Below are 16,447 nucleotides of genomic sequence, written 5' to 3' on the forward strand. Positions count from 1 at the left end.
CGCCCGGTTACATTCCGAACCCGGAAGCTAAGCCTCACAGCGCCGATGGTACTGCAGGGGGGACCCTGTGGGAGAGTAGGACGCCGCCGAACAATTTTTAGGGGAATGCCCCGCGCCTTTCGGCGCGGGGCATTTCTGCGTTCTACGGAAGTTTCGTGGGGTGCCACGGGTGATATCTCGTTGCGTGAGAGGGCGCGTGGCGCGGAGGATCGGTGGATGAACCATGTGATTCGTGCCGTACGGCCCGACGAATGGGCCAAGGCCAAGGACATCCGTCTCGCCGCGCTCCAGGACCCCGCCGCGCCGGTCGCTTTCCTGGAGACGTACGAGGGAGCCCTCGCACAGCCCGATTCCTTCTGGCAGGCGCGGGTGGCCGGGGCAGCGCCAGGCCATGGGGGCAGGACGGTGCAGTTCATCGCAGAGGCGCCGGACGGGACATGGTCGGGCACGGTGACGCTACTGATCGAGGAGGCCGGCAGCACGGTCTTCATGGGGGCCACGTCCGAGCGGGCGCAGGGGCATCTCGTCGGGGTGTTCGTACGCCCCGAGCAGCGCGGTATCGGACTGCTCGGGGCGCTGGTCGATGCCACGCTCGACTGGGCCTGGTCGCTGGAGGAGCCGTGGCTCGCGCGGGTCCGGCTCCATGTCCACGAGGGCAATCCGCGGGCGCGGGCCGCCTACCGCAAGCTGGGATTCGTACCGACCGGCGTTTCCCTGCCGCTGGAGGGCAGTCCTTCCGTCACCGCCGGGAACGAACTGGAGCTGGCGATCGACCGCCCCTGAGGCTGCTCCTCCTGGAGAGGGCGGGTGCGTCGTCAAGCGCTGTACGGGTGCTCCGTCCGCGCCGTTCGCAGAGCGCGGGCCCACCAGTCGAGTTGGTCGAGCATCGCCTTGGCTGCGCCGGCCGCGCCCTCCGGGTCATGGGCCATGCCGTCAGGGGCGAAGACATCGCTCGTGACCTTGTGGAAGCTGACGGTCTCGCGCACGGTCGTGCTGTGCAGCTCGGCGAAGACAAGCCGCAGTTGTTCGACGCTGCGCAGCCCGCCACCCACGCCCCCGTACGAGACGAAGCCGACCGGCTTGGCCCGCCACTCCTTGCGGTGGAGGTCGATGAAGTGCTTCAGGACCGCCGGGAAGCTGTGGTTGTACTCGGGTGTCACGACGACGAACGCGTCGGCCGCGCCGAGGCGGGCGGACAGTTCGGCCAGGGCCGGGGTGGGTTCCGTACCCCAGTTGGGGTGGACGGCGGGGAGTTCGGTGTCGGCGAGGTCGATGAGGTCGACCTCGGTGCTGCCGTGGCCGGCGGCCAGGGTGGTGAACCAATGGCCGACGGTAGGGCCGAGACGGCCCTCGCGGGTGCTGCCGATGATGACGACGAGCCGTATCGGGTCGGCCGGCTGGATGGACATGGTGGACAGAGTGGACATGGCGTTGCTCCTCAACGGGCGCTGTGGTCGAGGCAGGGCGACCGAAGGTAAAGTACAACGTGTATGGCAAACACTGCAACGATCGTTGTAACTTCTGAGGAGGGCGTACCCACCGTGGCGAGCGGAGATCGAGAGCGGAAGCCGGTGGTAAAGCCGCCGCGCAAGGGGCTGTTGGAGAAGCGGCAGGCCATCGAGCGTGGCGCGCGTACGGTCTTCGGGCGCGAGGGGTACACGCGGGCGAGCGTCGACGCGATCGCCGCCGAGGCGGGTGTCTCCACGCGCACCATCTACAACCACTTCACCGACAAGGAAGAGCTCTTCCGCGCGGTCTTCCTGGAGAGCGCCGCTTCCGTGACGGCCGCCTCCACGGACCTCTTCGAGCGGCACTTCCGGCACTTCGGGAGATCCGCCGACATCGAGGCGGACCTGCTGGCCCTCGGGCGCGAATGGGTCTGCCAGAACTCCAAGCACCCCGAACACTTCGCGCTCGTACGCCAGATCATCACCGAGGGGCCGCGGATGCCGGCCGATGTGATCGAGGAGTGGCAGCGCGTCGGGCCGCGGGCGGTACGCGCCGATCTCGCGGATCGGCTGCGCGTGCTCGCCGCTCAGGGGGTGTTCGACATCGACGACGCCGATGCCGCGGCACGACATCTGAGCCTGCTCATCGGCGGCATCACGTTGGAGTCGTTCTTCGGCGCCGTGCGGCTGGGCGCGGCCGAGGTGGAGACGTTCGTGGCGAGCGGGGTGTGGGCTTTCCTGAAGGTGTACGGGCCTTCCTGAGCGTGTGCGGGGGCCGGTGGAGGCCCCACGGCGTCCTGTGTGCCTCTGTGCGGTCCTGCGCCGTGCCTGCGCCGTGCCTGTGTGCGGGCCGGTGGGCTTTCCGTACCCTCAGGCGCTGTTGGCGCTGTCGGGAACCGGCAGCTCACAGCGCGGCCAGCGGTCCAGGCCCTGCTGCCGCGACCGGAGCAGGGCCAGAGTCGGCAGCCCGCGGTCATGGCCGGTGGAGAGCAGCTCCGGAAGCTGGGGCAGCGGGGCCACGGCGGCGACATCGTCCAGGACACAGGTCATTGGTGGGTCGAGCCGACCGTCAGATGACCGTGCGGCCATGCGGCGGCCGTGCTCGACCACGTTCGAGGCGAGTGCGGTGAGCAGAGGCATCGCACCCGGGCGGGAGCGCGGATCTTCGATCGGCTCGCCCACCACATACAGAGTGCCCCCCTCGTTCACAAAAGAATCCAGCGCGAGGGAATCGGTTCGGTTCGGTGTGCAGGAGTCGCGGATATGGATCGAGGAGAGCGACGACAGCGCACGGGCCGTCAACTGCTGGGAGACCTCGCGGCGTTCGGGATGCGCGGTGAGCGCGGACTCCAGCAGACCCGCGAGACCGGAGGCGGCCTTGGGGTGGGTACGGAGGATCCGCACGGCCTCATGGGCGCTCCCGCCCTGCGCCCAGCGGTGCACCTGTTTGAACGGCCTCGACTCCACCGCGGCGGCGTGCAGCCAGCAGCGCAGGAGCGTCTCCGCCGTGTCTGCCATGGCGGCGTCGAGCAGGGCGTGCGGGCGTACGGGGGAGAGCAGCGCGGTGGCGCGGGCGGCGGCGGTGGTGGCGTCGTCGCATCCCGCGGTGGGGGACCAATGGAGCCGGGCCGGGGTGTCGCAGAGATGGCCGGGGTCGTAGACGAGGACGGGGCCGAGCTTGGCCCGCGCGTCCTTGGTCTCGGCCCACACGGTCGGGTCGGAGGTGATGACGAGGGCGGGGCCCGCGGCCTCCAGGACGGCCTGGACGGCGGCCGGGCGGCGGGTGAGAGGGGCGCCGTATCGCACGCGAGGGGCCGGCACGGCAGCGGCGTGTGCGGGAGCGGGCGGGGCGATGGGCGTGGGTGCCGGCGTAGGTGCCGGCGTGGGTGTCGGTGCGGGGGTGGGCACGGCGGTTTCTACGGGGGCAGGTGCCGCGGCGGCGGTCGGTGCCTGAGCCTGAGCCTGCGCCGGAACCGGTACGTGCGCAGGTGCAGGTGCAGGTGCAGGTGCAGGCGCTGGTGACGGCTGGGGAACTGCGGGTGCGGCTGTCGTCGCGGCGTCCGGCGGGTACGGGTCCTTGCTCAGCGCCGGTGTCCGGCTCGGTGCCTGGCTCTGTGCCTGGCTCTGTGCCTGGTTCGGCGCCGGGGGCGGCGTCGGTACGGTCGCCCGTCGGCGCGCTCGCACCATGCGGTAGCGGGCCATCACGCCCAGCACGAACACCGTGAGCACGACCAGCACCATCATCTGACTGATCAGCAGGCCCCAGAACAGGCCGTACCCGGACAGTTCGCCGGGCGGGGTGTCCGGCCAGGCGCCCGCGATGTCGTGTGGCGCCTGGGCGAGTTGACGTATCGCCAGCGGCGTACGCGTAAAGGTCACCCCCTGGGGCCAGGCGCCGTGGGTGAACAGACCCGCGAGTCCGGTCGCCGTCCAGGTCAGCAGCGCCAGCCCGAGCAGGAAACCGAGCAGGCCCACCAGCAGTCCGTCGGGGATCCCGCCCCGGGCGCCGCCCTGGTAGTGCTGACCGCCCTGGTAGTGCTGGCCGTCGTGGTGGCGCTGGCCGTCGTGGTGGCGCGGCATGGTCACGCCACCGTCGACTCGGAGGACTCGTTCAACCGCCGTTGCCTCTCCAGGAGGGCCGCCCGCTGTTCCGCCTCCCACTCCGCGGCCCGCATGTCGTCCGGCAGTCTGCCTTCCAGTTCCAGGGCGTCAGCGGCGTCCGATTCCTGGGAGTTCTCGGTCATGGCCCGGTCGGTGAAGACCAGGGGCCGTTCCGCTTCCGTCACCAGATGCTTGACGACCTGGACGTTGCCGTTGACGTCCCAGACCGCGATACCGGGGGTGAGGGTCGGAATGATCTCCACCGCCCACCGGGGCAGGCCCAGCACCCGGCCCGTCGCTCTCGCCTCGTCCGCCTTCTGGGCGTAGATCGTCCGGGTCGACGCCATCTTGAGGATGGCCGCGGCCTCCCGGGCCGCCGCGCCGTCGACCACGTCGGAGAGATGGTGGACCACCGCCACGAACGACAGACCGAGCCGTCGGCCGAACTTCAGCAGCCGCTGGAAGAGCTGGGCGACGAACGGGGAGTTGATGATGTGCCAGGCCTCTTCGACCAGGAAGATGCGCTTCCTGCGGTCGGGGCGGATCCAGGTGTGCTCCAGCCAGACGCCCACGATCGCCATCAGGATCGGCATCGCGATCGAGTTGCGGTCGATGTGCGAGAGGTCGAAGACGATCAGCGGGGCGTCCAGATCGATCCCGACGGTCGTCGGTCCGTCGAACATGCCTCGCAGGTCGCCGTCGACCAGCCGGTCGAGGACCAGCGCGACGTCCAGGCCCCAGGCCCGTACGTCGTCCAGGTCGACGTTCATGGCCTCGGCCGACTCGGGCTCCGGGTGGCGCAGTTGCTCGACGATGTCCATCAGCACGGGCTGGCGGTTGGTGATCGTCTCGTTCACATAGGCGTGCGCGACCTTGAGCGCGAAGCCGGAGCGCTCGTCCAGGCCGTGGCCCATGGCGACTTCGATGATCGTACGGAGCAGGGCGAGCTGCCCGGTGGTGGTGATCGCCGGGTCGAGGGGGTTGAGCCGGATGCCGTCGTCCAGGGCCGCCATCGCGTCGAGCCGGATGGGGGTTATACCCAGCTCCTGGGCGATGAGGTTCCACTCGCCCGCGCCGTCCTCGCCCTGGGCGTCCAGGACGACGACCTGGCGGTCGCGGAAGCGCAGTTGGCGCAGGACGTACGTCTTCTCCAGCGCCGACTTGCCGTTGCCGGACTCGCCGAGGACGAGCCAGTGCGGGGCGGGGAGCTGCTGCCCGTACAGCTGGAAGGGGTCGTAGATGTATCCCTTGCCGCTGTAGACCTCGCGGCCGATGATCACGCCGGAGTCACCGAGGCCGGGGGCGGCGGTGGGCAGATAGACGGCCTGGGCCTGGCCCGTTGACGTACGGACGGGCAGCCGGGTCGTCTCCACCTTCCCGAAGAGGAAGCTGGTGAAGGCATCCGTGAGGACGGACAGCGGATCGCGCACCACAGGCCCCTTTCGGCTCGTCGGCTATCGGCGGTATCGGTTGTCGGCGGTATCGGTATCGGTATCGGTATCGGTGTCAGAGTCGGTGATCGTGATCGTGATCGTGATGGTGATCTTGACGGTGACGGTGACGGTGACGGTGAACGTGACGGTGACGGTATCGCTCGGTCGGTGGCGTTGAGCCGGGCTAACGGCGGATGCCGGTCGCGAACGGCAGGGTGTTCACAAAAGCGCGGTGGTGCTCGCGGTCGCACCATTCCAGTTTCAGATACGACTTGCCGGCGGACGCCCTGATCGTCCGCTTGTCCCTGGCCAGGGCCTCGGGCGACCTGGACGACACTGTGATGTACCCGACGAGGTTGACCCCCGCCGCGCCGCTGGCGAGATCTTCACCCCGCTGGTCCAGCCGGCCGTGCGCGGCGATGTCGCGCGGGTCGACGGTGCGGTTCATCTTCGCGGCGCGGCTCGCCTCCGCGTCGTCGTTCGTCTTCTCCGTCAGCATCCGCTCGATGGCGATCTCGGTCGGTTCGAGGTCCATGGTGACCGAGACCGTACGGATCACATCGGGGGTGTGGACGAGCAGCGGGGCCAGGAAGTTCACGCCGACCGGGGTCATCGGCCACTCCTTGACCCAGGCGGTGGAGTGGCACCAGGGCGCGCGGGTGGACGACTCGCGCGTCTTGGCCTGGAGGTACGTCGGCTCCATCGCGTCCAGCTCGGCGGGCCAGGCGTTTCGTTTCGTCATGGCCTGGATGTGGTCGATGGGGTGGTCGGGGTCGTACATCGAGTGCACGAGGGAGGACAGCCGGCCCTGGCCGAGCGGCTGGCGTACGCGGATGTCCGCCTCGGCGAGCCGGGCGCAGATGTCGGTCAGCTCACGGGCCATGACGACGGCGAGGCCCGCGTCCCGGTCGAGCTTCTTCGTACCGCCGGCCTGGCGGGCGGCGCGGGCCATGGCCTGGCCCTCGGCGGCCAGTTCGCGGGTGTAGTGCATGCACGCGACGAGATACGCGCGGTGCTGCTCGCTGGAGGTGGAGACCATCGACTGGAGCTGGTCGTACGAATCCCGGAGCCAGCCGGGGGAGGAGGAGTCGCCGCGCTGGGCCACGTCCTTCTCGTGCGCGTCGGGGTCGGCGGGCAGCGTACGGGCGAGCATCTGGAGCCGGGTGACGAAGCCGTCGCCGTTGGCGACATGCTTGAGGAGCGTGCCGAAGCGGTCGACGAGGGCCTCCTGGTCCTCGCTGTCGCGCAGCCCGACGCCGGGGCCCTCGATCTCGATGGCGGCGGTGACGGTCCGGCGGTCGGCGTGCAGCAGGACGGCGATCTCGTCCGGGCCGAAGGGCGCCGCCAGCCAGTTGATACGGCCGATGCCGGGGGGCGGGCCGACCTCGACCTCGCGGCCGTCCAGGCTCGTACCGGCTTCCATGGCGGCGGAGCGGTAGGCCGTGCCGCGGCGCAGGCTGCGCTTGTAGCTGCGGTTGATCTCGAACCACTTGTAGAACGTGCGGTGCTTGTACGGCACGTACACGGCGGCGAGCGCGAGGAGCGGGAACCCCGTCAGCGTCGCGATCCGTACGGACAGGACGGGGACCAGCAGGCCGCACATCATGCCGACGAAGGCCCCGGCGATGATCAGGGCGATCTCGCCGGTCTCGCGGTTCTTGCCGACGATCGCGTTCGGCCTGGCACGGCCGATGAGATACGTACGACGGGGCGCGATCGGTGGTGACTGGGTCGTCAACGCCCTCTACCTCCTGTGCTGTTGTTGCCGTTACCGGTGCCGCGTGAGCCGTGCGGGGTGCCGCTGGTCGGGCCGCCTCCGCCGCGGGGCGGGGGCGCGGGGGACGGGACGGCCCCGCCGCCACCGCCGCCGGACGAGGAGCCGCGCGAACTGTGCGCGGCGACGCCGCCGGAGATGCCGCTGGAGGGACGGCCGCCTCCGCCGCCGCCTCCGCTTCCGTCGCCCTGCTGGTGGCTGCGGCTGCTGTGGGTCTTGATGCCCTGCGAGACGAGAGCGGCGGGGGAGCTGATGAGGGCGGCGGCCTGGGAGCCGTCCGTGGCCTGCTTCCGGTTGGAACGGGAAGAGGCGATCTCGTCGCCGAAGCCGGGCACGAAGCGGTAGATCATCGCGGAGGCGAAGATCGCCAGCAGGATGATGGCGAGACCGGACACGACGGCGGAGACCGCGTCGGGTCCGCTGTCGGCGGAGAGCGCCCCGGCGAGACCGAGGACGATCACGATGACGGGCTTGACCATGATGACGGCGATCATGATCCCGGCCCAGCGGCGGACATGCCCCCACATGTTCTTGTCGACGAGCCCGGCGTAGACGACGGTGCCGAGGAGCGCCCCCACGTACAGGAGCGCTGCCCTGATCACCAGCTCCAGCCAGAGCACACCGGCGGCGAGGATCGACACGAGCGAGACGACGATCAGCATGATCGGGCCGCCGCCGATGTCGTCGCCCTTCTTGAGGGCCTCGGCGAAGCCGCCGAAGAAGACGTCGGTCTGGCCGCCGGTGGAACTGGAGACGACCTGGGTGACGCCGTCGGTCGCGGAGACGATCGTGAAGAGGATGAGCGGGGTGAAGGCGGAGGCCAGGACCGTCAGCCAGAGGAAGCCGATGGCCTCGGAGATCGCGGTGGCGAGGGGCACGCCGCGGATGGCGCGCTTGGCGACGGCGAGGAGCCAGAGGACGAGGGTGAGGACGGTGGAGGCGGCGAAGACGACGGCGTACTGGCGGAGGAAGGACGGGTTGGTGAAGTCGACGTTGGCGGTCTCTTTGACGGCGTCGCTGAGCTTCCCGACGATCCAGGCGGCGGCGTCGGCGCAGCCGCGGGCGAGGGAGGAGAGGGGGTCGAGGGCGCCGGCTGGGTCGGAGGTGCCACTGCGCGGGGCGCCGGCTGCCCTCTCGCCGTCTTCGCAGTAGTCCTTGGCCAGCCCGACGATGAGGTCGCACGGGTTGTCGCTGGAGCTGGGCGACGGGGCGGGGGAAGGGGTCGGCGCGGCGGACGCGCGTGTGGCGAGAGCGACGAGGAGCGTGAACGCACCGGCCACGGACGCTGCGAGCGAGGAAGCGCTGAGACGGCGGCTACCGGGCATAGGTGAAGCCTCCATATCCCTGAACGGCCTTGGCGATCTCGTCGGCGCTGGAGGCTCTGTTGTCGCCGTTGACCGGTGTGGGACCTTCGGTCTGGCTGGAGGAGGTGATCTTCCAGTCACCGTCGATCCACTTGAGCTTCTCTGTGATCGTGAACCAGGTTTGGGTCACGGGCTTGGTCGAGCCCTCGCCGGCGAGCCCCACGAGCCCGGTGGACCACACTTCGACGGTCGCTGCGGCTGAACTCACCTCAGTGACCTTGGTACCGACCGGCATGGACCTTGATACGAAGGTGAGACCCGCGGGTGTGGAGCCGTCCTCATTGAGGCCGATGTTCGCGAGGAAGGCAGCTGAGTAGGCTCTGTCGAGATCGCTCAGAAGACCCTCGGCCGTGGCGGGGTCGTGCGTGGCGCGGATGATGTCCTGCCGGGAGGCAGCGTGGAACATGCCGTCGGAACCGAGCGCCACCGCGTAGTTCGCCGCCGCGCTCGCCGCCCCCTGCTCGTTCCGCGCGAAACCCGAGGGGATCTCCCCGTTCTTCCCCGTCACCGGCTCCACCCCCGTCGCCGTCGTCGGGTCCGCGCCCGGTCCGGCCGCGCCCTTGCCGCCGGCGGAGGTACCACCCCCGCCGTCGCGGTTCGCGAACGCGATAGCGGCGATGAGCAGGACCACGACGCCCACCACGGTGATGAGCGAGCGCGAGCTGCGCGCCGGGCGGCGTGGGCCGCCGTACATGTCGCCGCTTCTGCCGTCGGGCAGGCGGGTACGGGTCTGGCCCGTACCGCCGAAGCCGTCGTCCGTACGGCCCGAGTCGCCGCCGTAGCCGTGCTCGTCGCCGAAGCTCATGCCGCGTGCGCCCCCTCAGACGTTTGCGGTTCCGCGGTGCCCGCGGTGTCCGCGTAGTACGACGGTAGCCGTGCTGGTTCCCGCGCGGGCGCGGTGTGGTGACTCGACATCAGGGAGACGCAACCTCAGCCGGTGGGTGCGACGGACGGGTGGTGTTGAGGGTGAACCCGGGCACGCCCGGTGCGGACCGGCGGGACGGGAGAGAAGAGGGAGAGACGAGGGAGGGACGAGGGCGAAGGGAGAGAAGGGACAGGGCGGACGGAGGGCTGGGGAGAGGTGGACGCGGGTCAGACGGCCATCCCGTACACGATCGTGAAGAGTGTGCCCAGTGAGCCGATGATGAAGACGCCGGTGAGTCCGGCGACGATCAGGCCCTTGCCCTGTTCAGCGCTGAACGTGTCCCGTAGCGCTGTCGCTCCGATCCGCTGCTTGGCCGCGCCCCAGATCGCGATGCCGAGGCAGAGCAGGATGGCCACCGCCATCACGACCTCGATCATGATCCGGGCCTCGTTCCCAAGTGTCCCGAAAGGGCCCCAGTTCGGGGCGATGCCACCGATGATGGTGGTGATGTCGCCCTTTTCGGCCGCCAGGTACATGTAACTCACCGCCCCTGTTGGGTCGTTCACGCCCGAGCCCCCATGGCACGGGTCACGCTCTATCTTCGCTGATGGAACCGCCCTCGTAAGCCGCTTGGCGGCTCTCTTTACCCGATCCCCGCACATATGACCGACGACGGTGCCCCGATCAGTCACGGATCGGGTATGCGAAGACGCGTATGGTTACTCTGTGTATCACGGAGCGTGACTCCGGGCAATGACTGTCGTTGTTACACCCTTGTGGTTCACGGCACGTCCGGGACGCCTCGAACCGCTGGGCCCGGACTCGGTCCGGCTCCCGCTCCTCGCCCACCGTACGAGTGAACTTGGCGCCGCCGCCGCGCTGTCCGGCCGGCCGCCGGATGCCCTGGGCCGCAGGCGTCCGCGCCGTACGTACCCCTCGTACGCCCTGTGGAGCCGCGCTCCCGTGCGGGATCCCTTTGTGTCCGGCTTTGGGAAAGTGCCGTCGAGATCCCGGGCTGAGGAACGGACAGGGGTGTGCGGCATGACGGGACATGAGGAGTTCGGGGAGTTCTCGGAGAGATCGACGTATTCGGACAGCTGGCAGCGGCTGATCGATATGACCGGGGGCGTCCCGGCTCCGCGCGTTGGCGGCGGTGGCAGTGGCGGAGATGGCGGTGGCGGAGATGGCGATCGTCCGGGCTTGAGGCACAGCGGAGGGCCCTGGATCCGGGCGGCGGGGGCCGCCGAGGCGCTGCGTACGCACATGGGCCCGGTGCGAGCCGAGTTCGCCGCCGCGCACGAGGGGCTGGCCGCCGGTACGGAGGGCCTGGGCGTCGCGGCGGTGCTGCGCACGGTGCGCGGGTCGTGGGAGCGGCGCATCGAGGCGGCGATGGGGGAGTGCGGGAGCCTGGCGGGGCAGCTGCGCGCGGTCGCGAGGGACTTGGGTGAGACCGACGAGGTGATCGCCGCGACCTTGGCGAAGGCGGCCGGTGGTGGTGGACGGTGAGCGGGGGCGTTGAGGGGGCCGGGGGCGGGGCCGGGGCCGTGGGTGGGTTGCTGACCTGGAGTCAGTTGGGCGAGGTGAGGTGCTCGGCGCTGGAGGGGGCCGCCGACGGCTGGGGTACGGCGAGCAACCGGGCGGACGCGGCACGCGACCGGATCGACAAACAGCTCGTCGCGAGTCTCGCCGCCACGCAGGAGGGCGAGGCGGCGGACGCGGCGGTGGCACGGCTGCGCGGACTGAGCCACAACTTCCAGTTCGTCTACACCGAGTGCGGACTGGTCCGTACGACCCTGAACAGCCTGGCCGCCGAGCTGAGGGCGCCTCAGCGGAGGCTGCGGGAGGCGCTGGAGGACGCGCGTGGTCTGAAGTTCACGGTCCATGAGGACGGTTCGGTGAGCTATCCGGCGGCGGGCGAGAACACGCTGACGAAGGAGAAGCTCCCGGGAGGGACGGCCGCCGGCAGCGCGGCACCGCCGCTGCTGGCCCCGCCGCAGGCACTGAGGAGCCCGAACCCCCATGCGGCGAGGGCCCAGGAGATCGCCGACGCCATCGCGCGAGCGGTCGCCGAGGCGAGAGAGATCGACGCGCGGTACGCACGCGCACTGCGGAAGCTGACGGCGCCCGACGGTCTGCGCGTGACCGACGCCATGTGGGCGGACGTGAGCGGTGACGCGACCGCGGTACGCGGGCTGGCGGACGAGTACCTGCGGGAGGCCATCCCGGCGGACAGGTCCCCCGCGGAGCGGAGGGCGTGGTGGGACGGGCTGACGCGGGAGCGGCGCGAGGAGTACCTGGCGGTTTTCCCGGCGGAGATCGGGAACTTGGACGGGATCCCGGCGGAGGTGCGGGACGCGGCCAACAGGGACAACCTGCGGTTGTTGATCGGGCGGTTGGAAGGATTGGAAGGGGCCGAGGGGCGGGGCGGTGACGACGAGCGGGTGCGGACGCGGTTGGCGGGGCTGAGAGCGATCGACGAGCAGTTACGGGCCGGGGGAAATCCGCCGATGTATCTGCTGGGGATCGGGGACGAGGGGAATGGGCGGGCCATTGTCTCGTACGGGAATCCGGATACGGCGCGGAATGTTTCGGCGTATGTGCCGGGGCTGGGGACGGCGTTGGACGAGGATTTCGTGAAGAACGACATGAAGAGGGCGCGGGATACGGCGATCGGGGCGCAGGAATATGACCGTTCGAGTGCCTCGATCGTTTGGCTCGGGTACGACGCCCCTCAGTTGTCCGCCGCGGACATCATCGGAAATACGGATGTGATGTTCGCTGATCAGGCACAGGTCGGGGCGGTCGCGTACAACGAGTTCATGTCGGGCATCTCGGCGACGAACGAGAACGATGATCCGCATGTGACGGCGGTCGGCCACTCCTACGGATCGCTCACGGTCGGCCAGGCGGCGCAGCGGCCGGGGGGTGTGCCGGGGGCGGACGACATCATTCTGCTCGGCAGTCCGGGGACCGGCGCGAAGTCCGCGGATGAGTTGGGTGTGGGCAGAGAGCATGTGTATGTGGGCGCGGCGGAGAACGATCCCGTGACGTTGACTCCGGCGAGGAGCGAGGTGCGTGGCATGGCAACCGGAGCCGTCAGCGGGGCCGTGGTGGGGAGCGCTGTGGCCGGCCCGGTCGGGGCAGTTGTCGGTGGCTTGGGCGGAGGAGCAGCCGGCTACATCGCGCAAGATGCGCAGACACGCGACGGAGAGGTCTGGTTCGGAACGGATCCGGCACACAGGGACTTCGGCGCTCAGCGCTTCAAGGTCGGTGAGGGCCCCGCTCCTGTTGTGGGTGGCGAAGGGCTCACGCCCGCACACTCGAATTACTTCAGCCCGAAGAAGGACCCGGTGTCGGCTGACAACATCGCGAAAATTGTTTCTGGTAAGTCCAGGGGGATCCAAGTCGAGGAATGGAGATGAGCAGAGTTTTGCGAAACGCGCTGGGGGTTGCTGCCGCGTGTCTGCTGCTGGCTTCTTGTGGCGTTTTCGGGAGTTCTCCCACGGAGCGGGAAGGCGGGCTAGGTATGAATATGCGGGAAGCTGCCGAACGGGCGGATTCCATCCTTGACGGAACATTCGTGGCCATCAGGCCCGAAGTTCGCTGGACTCACGGAGAGACCACGGTCGGAAGTTGCGATCTTTCGCGTCGTCGCGCCGTGATGACCATTATTTCCGAGCAGAGGCGCGGTGGATTCCTGGGGGTGGTTGAGCGCTTCTGGCAGAAGAGCGGGTACGCGATCACCTCCGTGAACAGCAGTCAGGAGTTCCCCGCTATTTATGCCAAGTCTCCCGACGGCTTTGGGCTTCGGCTGAGCATCGCCGGAAAGGGGCAGGCGTTCTTCGAGGTCGCCACCCCCTGCGTGCAGGAGTCCCCCGTCGCTGCCCCCGCCTCGCGGCCCAACGGCCCCGATTACTCAGGCGGTCCCATCCCACGTCCTGACGTCCACGACGAATTCTGGTCATCCAACGCGCCTCTTCCGACGTCCTCGTCGTCCGCCTCCTGATCCGTCCCCTCCGCGCCTACACTGGCCCACGACAGTGGCCCTGACGCGGAGGGTGTGTGACGGTGCGTAAGACATGGCTCCTCGTGGCCGCTGTCGGGGGGCTGGGGTTGAGTTTTGTCGCTCTCCTCGTCGTTGGGACCTACTCCGCCGCCGCCGGGCTCGTCGGGGGCGTGGGTGGGGGCGGGCGGGCTGTGGGGTTGGCGAAGGGGGCCGTGCCCGCCGCCTATCAGCCGCTTGTGCAGCAGTGGGGCAATCTCTGTCCCGCCATCAACCCCGCGCTGCTCGCCGCGCAGTTGTACCAGGAGAGCGGCTGGAATCCCAGCGCCCAGAGTCCCGCCAACGCCAAGGGCATCGGGCAGTTCATCCCCGGTACCTGGGAGGCCCATGGGATCGACGGGAACAAGGACGGGAAGCGGGACATCTGGGATCCGCGTGACGCGATTCCCTCGGCCGCCTCGTACGACTGCGAACTGGCCGGATACGTCAAGGACGTGCCCGGTGACAAGACCAGCAACATGCTCGCGGCGTACAACGCAGGGGCGTACGCCGTCATCAAGTACGGCGGTGTGCCGCCGTACCGGGAGACGCAGAACTACGTCAAGATCATCCGGACTCTGGAGAAGAGCTTCGCCAGGCCCATCGGGCGGGTCGAGCCCTCGAAGCAGGCCGCCGCGGCCATCTACTTCGCTCAGCAGAAGCTGGGCACGCCCTACCTCTGGGGTGGGAACGGGACCCCCGAGCAGGGTGGCCGGTTCGACTGTTCCGGGCTGACGCAGGCCGCGTACCGGACCGTGGGGATCGAGCTGCCGCGAGTGGCCAATGATCAGTACAACGCCGGCGAGCATCCCTCGCGGGACGAGCTGCTCCCCGGTGACCTCGTGTTCTTCTCGGACGATCTCACCAATTCGCGGGCGATCCGGCATGTGGGGCTGTACGTGGGCGGCGGCTACATGATCAACGCGCCGTATACGGGCGCCGTCATCCGGTTCGACAAGATCGACACCCCCGACTACTTCGGGGCCACCCGCGTCACCGAGGACGGCGCGAAATCGCTGCCCACCGACCTGCCCCCGAGCCGGCCGGCCGCCTGACTCCGGCCGGCCGACCGGCTCCGGAGGGCCGGTGGGACGGCGGGTCCGACAGCGGCCGTGGCCGGAACTCTCCGTCCGGTCGCCGCCCTGAGCTGCGACTATGTGTCACTCTTCGATAACGTCATGGTGATCGTTCGGTGGAGAGAGGAACGTACGCGGCGCGCAGGCCGTTCCCTGGACGACAGCCGCGGTACTGATCACGCGGCATGTTCCGTACTGACCACGGGGGTTGGTAGAGGCGTCGCGCACGAAGGTGTGGCGCGGCAGGGCGACAAGTAGGCAAGGGGCCGCGGCAGATGGCTGGACTCGTACTGGATGGGTCGAACCCCGACGTCAGCCTGCTCTACGACATCAACGGACTCGCCAAGGACGCCCCGACGTGGTTCGACCGCGTGATGGAGTTCGTCGGTGAGTACGGGATCATGTTCGGGCTCGTGCTCATCGGGCTCTGGGGCTGGTGGAGCGTGCGTCGGCGCGGGTCCGCGGAGGATTCGGTCACGGCCGTCGCCGGGCTGGTCTGGGCGCCGCTCGCCGCCGGGATCGCGCTGTTGATCAATATCCCGATCCGGGGCTTCGTCGAACGGCCGCGACCGTTCCTGGACCACAAGGGCCTGGAGGTCCTGGTGGCGGGGAAGACGGACTACTCGTTCGTCAGCGACCACTCCACGATGGCGATGGCCCTCGCCGTCGGTATCTTCATCGCCCACCGCAAGCTCGGGCTCGTCGCGATCGGCCTGGCCCTCTTCGCGGGCTTCTCCCGTGTCTATATGGGGGTCCACTACCCGACCGATGTCATCGGCGGCTTCGCCCTCGGTACGGCGGTCGCGCTGCTGCTCACCCCGCTCGCCCTCGCCCTGCTCACCCCGCTGGTGTCGGCGATCTCCCGGTCGCCGCGCGTCGGGTGGTTCGTACGGGCGCGGGCCGCCCGCGACGCGGATCTCGCCGCCGCCACGGGCGCCGGGGCCGTCGGCGGGACGCGGTCGCTCGGTATCCCCGAGCCGCGCCCCGACGACAACAACCTCGCGGCCTGAGCCGGTCATGAGCCCTCGGCCGCTCAGCCGCCCGGCCGCTCAGTCGCCCGGCCGCTCAGCCGCCCGGCTACTCAGCGGCTCAGCCGATTCATGTCATATACCGGACGTGGCCTAGAAGTCGGCCACCGCGCTGACCACCACGTTCGAGTCCCAGTGGCCATTGGCGTCGATGACTCCCCCGCAGGTGATCAGCCGTAGCTCCGGGGTCGGCACCGGACCGTAGACCCGTTCCGTGGGGAACCGTTTCGTACGGTACGTATCGACAGCCGTCACCCGGAACGTCAGCCGCCGCCCGTCGCCCAGCTCCGTCTCGATCGCGTCGCCGGGGCGCAGTCGGCCCAGCTTCGCGAAGACGGCGTTCTTGATGTTGTCGCGTCCGTTGCGGACCGGGACGGACCCGGGGTTCGCCGGGGCGTCCCGGTGGCCGATCAGGACCGCCGGGCCGCGTTCTCCGGGGCGCGGTCCCAGTGCGAACCAGCCGACCTTCATCGCGTTCCGGAAGCCCGGTGCGTCCAGCGTGCCCTCGTCGTCGAGTGCCAGCGGCAGGACCTCCGCCCGCACCCCGAGCGCCGGGATGCGCAGTCGTACGGGGGCCGACGGCGGGTCCGTGACCTGGACGGTACGCGGTTCGCGAAGGGCCGGTGTCCGTGGCGCGGGCCGGAGCGGGAACACATGCAGCAGGACGGCGGCCGTCGCGCACAGGGCCGCTATGACGAAGAGGACCTTGATCGTCCTGGCCGGCCGCTTCACCGGTCCGGTCGGCCCGTTCGGTCCGTTCGGTCCGTTCAGTCCGTTCAGTCCGTTCAGTCCGTTCGGACCGGCCGGCCGGCCGGT

The 16,447-nt window shown here is 69.6% G+C and carries 15 protein-coding genes and 1 rRNA gene; 8 read left to right on the top strand and 8 right to left on the bottom strand.

Annotation, left to right across the window (positions count from 1 at the left end):
* Together rrf and ACZ7LS_RS24480 are read left to right on the top strand one after the other, a co-directional pair.
* Window positions 1-92 (top strand): 5S ribosomal RNA (gene rrf / locus ACZ7LS_RS24475); the annotation flags it as partial.
* A 124-nt stretch (window positions 93-216) separates the two neighbouring features.
* A complete protein-coding gene (locus tag ACZ7LS_RS24480) occupies window positions 217-783 on the top strand; it encodes a GNAT family N-acetyltransferase (protein ID WP_385136816.1) in 567 nt (188 codons plus the stop codon).
* 32 nt (window positions 784-815) lie between these two features.
* Here ACZ7LS_RS24480 and ACZ7LS_RS24485 read toward each other — a convergent pair whose 3' ends face one another.
* Window positions 816-1,427, bottom strand: a complete 612-nt coding sequence (locus tag ACZ7LS_RS24485; RefSeq protein WP_382881852.1) for an NADPH-dependent FMN reductase — start codon at window positions 1,425-1,427, stop codon at window positions 816-818.
* 144 nt (window positions 1,428-1,571) lie between these two features.
* Here ACZ7LS_RS24485 and ACZ7LS_RS24490 point away from each other — a divergent pair, with 144 nt between their 5' ends.
* Window positions 1,572-2,210 (top strand): TetR/AcrR family transcriptional regulator, encoded by a 639-nt coding sequence (locus ACZ7LS_RS24490; protein WP_385136818.1) that lies wholly within the window; start codon window positions 1,572-1,574, stop codon window positions 2,208-2,210.
* Window positions 2,211-2,318: 108 nt separating this feature from the next.
* Here the strand turns inward: ACZ7LS_RS24490 and ACZ7LS_RS24495 are convergent, their stop codons facing one another.
* From ACZ7LS_RS24495 to ACZ7LS_RS24520, 6 genes are all read right to left on the bottom strand, one after another.
* The gene (locus ACZ7LS_RS24495; RefSeq protein ID WP_385136819.1) at window positions 2,319-4,028 is read right to left on the bottom strand and encodes a type IV secretory system conjugative DNA transfer family protein; all 1,710 of its coding nucleotides are present in this window, start codon (window positions 4,026-4,028) and stop codon (window positions 2,319-2,321) included.
* A 2-nt stretch (window positions 4,029-4,030) separates the two neighbouring features.
* Window positions 4,031-5,479 (bottom strand): ATP-binding protein, encoded by a 1,449-nt coding sequence (locus ACZ7LS_RS24500; RefSeq protein WP_382523733.1) that lies wholly within the window; start codon window positions 5,477-5,479, stop codon window positions 4,031-4,033.
* 187 nt (window positions 5,480-5,666) lie between these two features.
* The gene (locus ACZ7LS_RS24505; RefSeq protein WP_382523735.1) at window positions 5,667-7,220 is read right to left on the bottom strand and encodes an SCO6880 family protein; all 1,554 of its coding nucleotides are present in this window, start codon (window positions 7,218-7,220) and stop codon (window positions 5,667-5,669) included.
* On the bottom strand, window positions 7,217-8,581 hold the full coding sequence (locus tag ACZ7LS_RS24510; RefSeq protein ID WP_385136821.1) for a hypothetical protein: 1,365 nt from the start codon (window positions 8,579-8,581) through the stop codon (window positions 7,217-7,219). The genes ACZ7LS_RS24505 and ACZ7LS_RS24510 overlap by 4 nt, the downstream gene beginning before the upstream one ends.
* Window positions 8,571-9,425, bottom strand: coding sequence for a hypothetical protein (locus tag ACZ7LS_RS24515; protein ID WP_382872275.1), 855 nt, complete (start codon window positions 9,423-9,425; stop codon window positions 8,571-8,573). Before ACZ7LS_RS24515 ends, ACZ7LS_RS24510 begins: the two co-directional genes overlap by 11 nt.
* Before the next feature lie 287 nt (window positions 9,426-9,712).
* Window positions 9,713-10,021, bottom strand: coding sequence for a hypothetical protein (locus ACZ7LS_RS24520; RefSeq protein ID WP_030353484.1), 309 nt, complete (start codon window positions 10,019-10,021; stop codon window positions 9,713-9,715).
* Window positions 10,022-10,685: 664 nt separating this feature from the next.
* Here ACZ7LS_RS24520 and ACZ7LS_RS24525 point away from each other — a divergent pair.
* The 5 genes from ACZ7LS_RS24525 to ACZ7LS_RS24545 all read left to right on the top strand — a co-directional run bounded on the left by ACZ7LS_RS24525 (window position 10,686) and on the right by ACZ7LS_RS24545 (window position 15,613).
* Entirely contained in the window at window positions 10,686-10,991 is a 306-nt protein-coding gene (locus ACZ7LS_RS24525) for a hypothetical protein (RefSeq protein ID WP_382667165.1), read from the top strand.
* Between the two features lie 38 nt (window positions 10,992-11,029).
* On the top strand, window positions 11,030-12,907 hold the full coding sequence (locus ACZ7LS_RS24530) for an alpha/beta hydrolase (protein WP_385136823.1): 1,878 nt from the start codon (window positions 11,030-11,032) through the stop codon (window positions 12,905-12,907).
* A gap of 104 nt (window positions 12,908-13,011) precedes the next feature.
* Complete coding sequence (locus ACZ7LS_RS24535) at window positions 13,012-13,491, top strand: hypothetical protein (RefSeq protein WP_385136825.1); 480 nt, start codon at window positions 13,012-13,014, stop codon at window positions 13,489-13,491.
* A 62-nt stretch (window positions 13,492-13,553) separates the two neighbouring features.
* The gene (locus ACZ7LS_RS24540; RefSeq protein WP_382523749.1) at window positions 13,554-14,582 is read left to right on the top strand and encodes a C40 family peptidase; all 1,029 of its coding nucleotides are present in this window, start codon (window positions 13,554-13,556) and stop codon (window positions 14,580-14,582) included.
* 296 nt (window positions 14,583-14,878) lie between these two features.
* On the top strand, window positions 14,879-15,613 hold the full coding sequence (locus tag ACZ7LS_RS24545; RefSeq protein WP_382523752.1) for a phosphatase PAP2 family protein: 735 nt from the start codon (window positions 14,879-14,881) through the stop codon (window positions 15,611-15,613).
* A gap of 111 nt (window positions 15,614-15,724) precedes the next feature.
* Here the strand turns inward: ACZ7LS_RS24545 and ACZ7LS_RS24550 are convergent, their stop codons facing one another.
* The gene (locus tag ACZ7LS_RS24550; RefSeq protein ID WP_382523755.1) at window positions 15,725-16,363 is read right to left on the bottom strand and encodes a sortase domain-containing protein; all 639 of its coding nucleotides are present in this window, start codon (window positions 16,361-16,363) and stop codon (window positions 15,725-15,727) included.
* Window positions 16,364-16,447 lie beyond the last annotated feature (84 nt).

This window comes from Streptomyces sp. NPDC039430 (assembly GCF_055639435.1).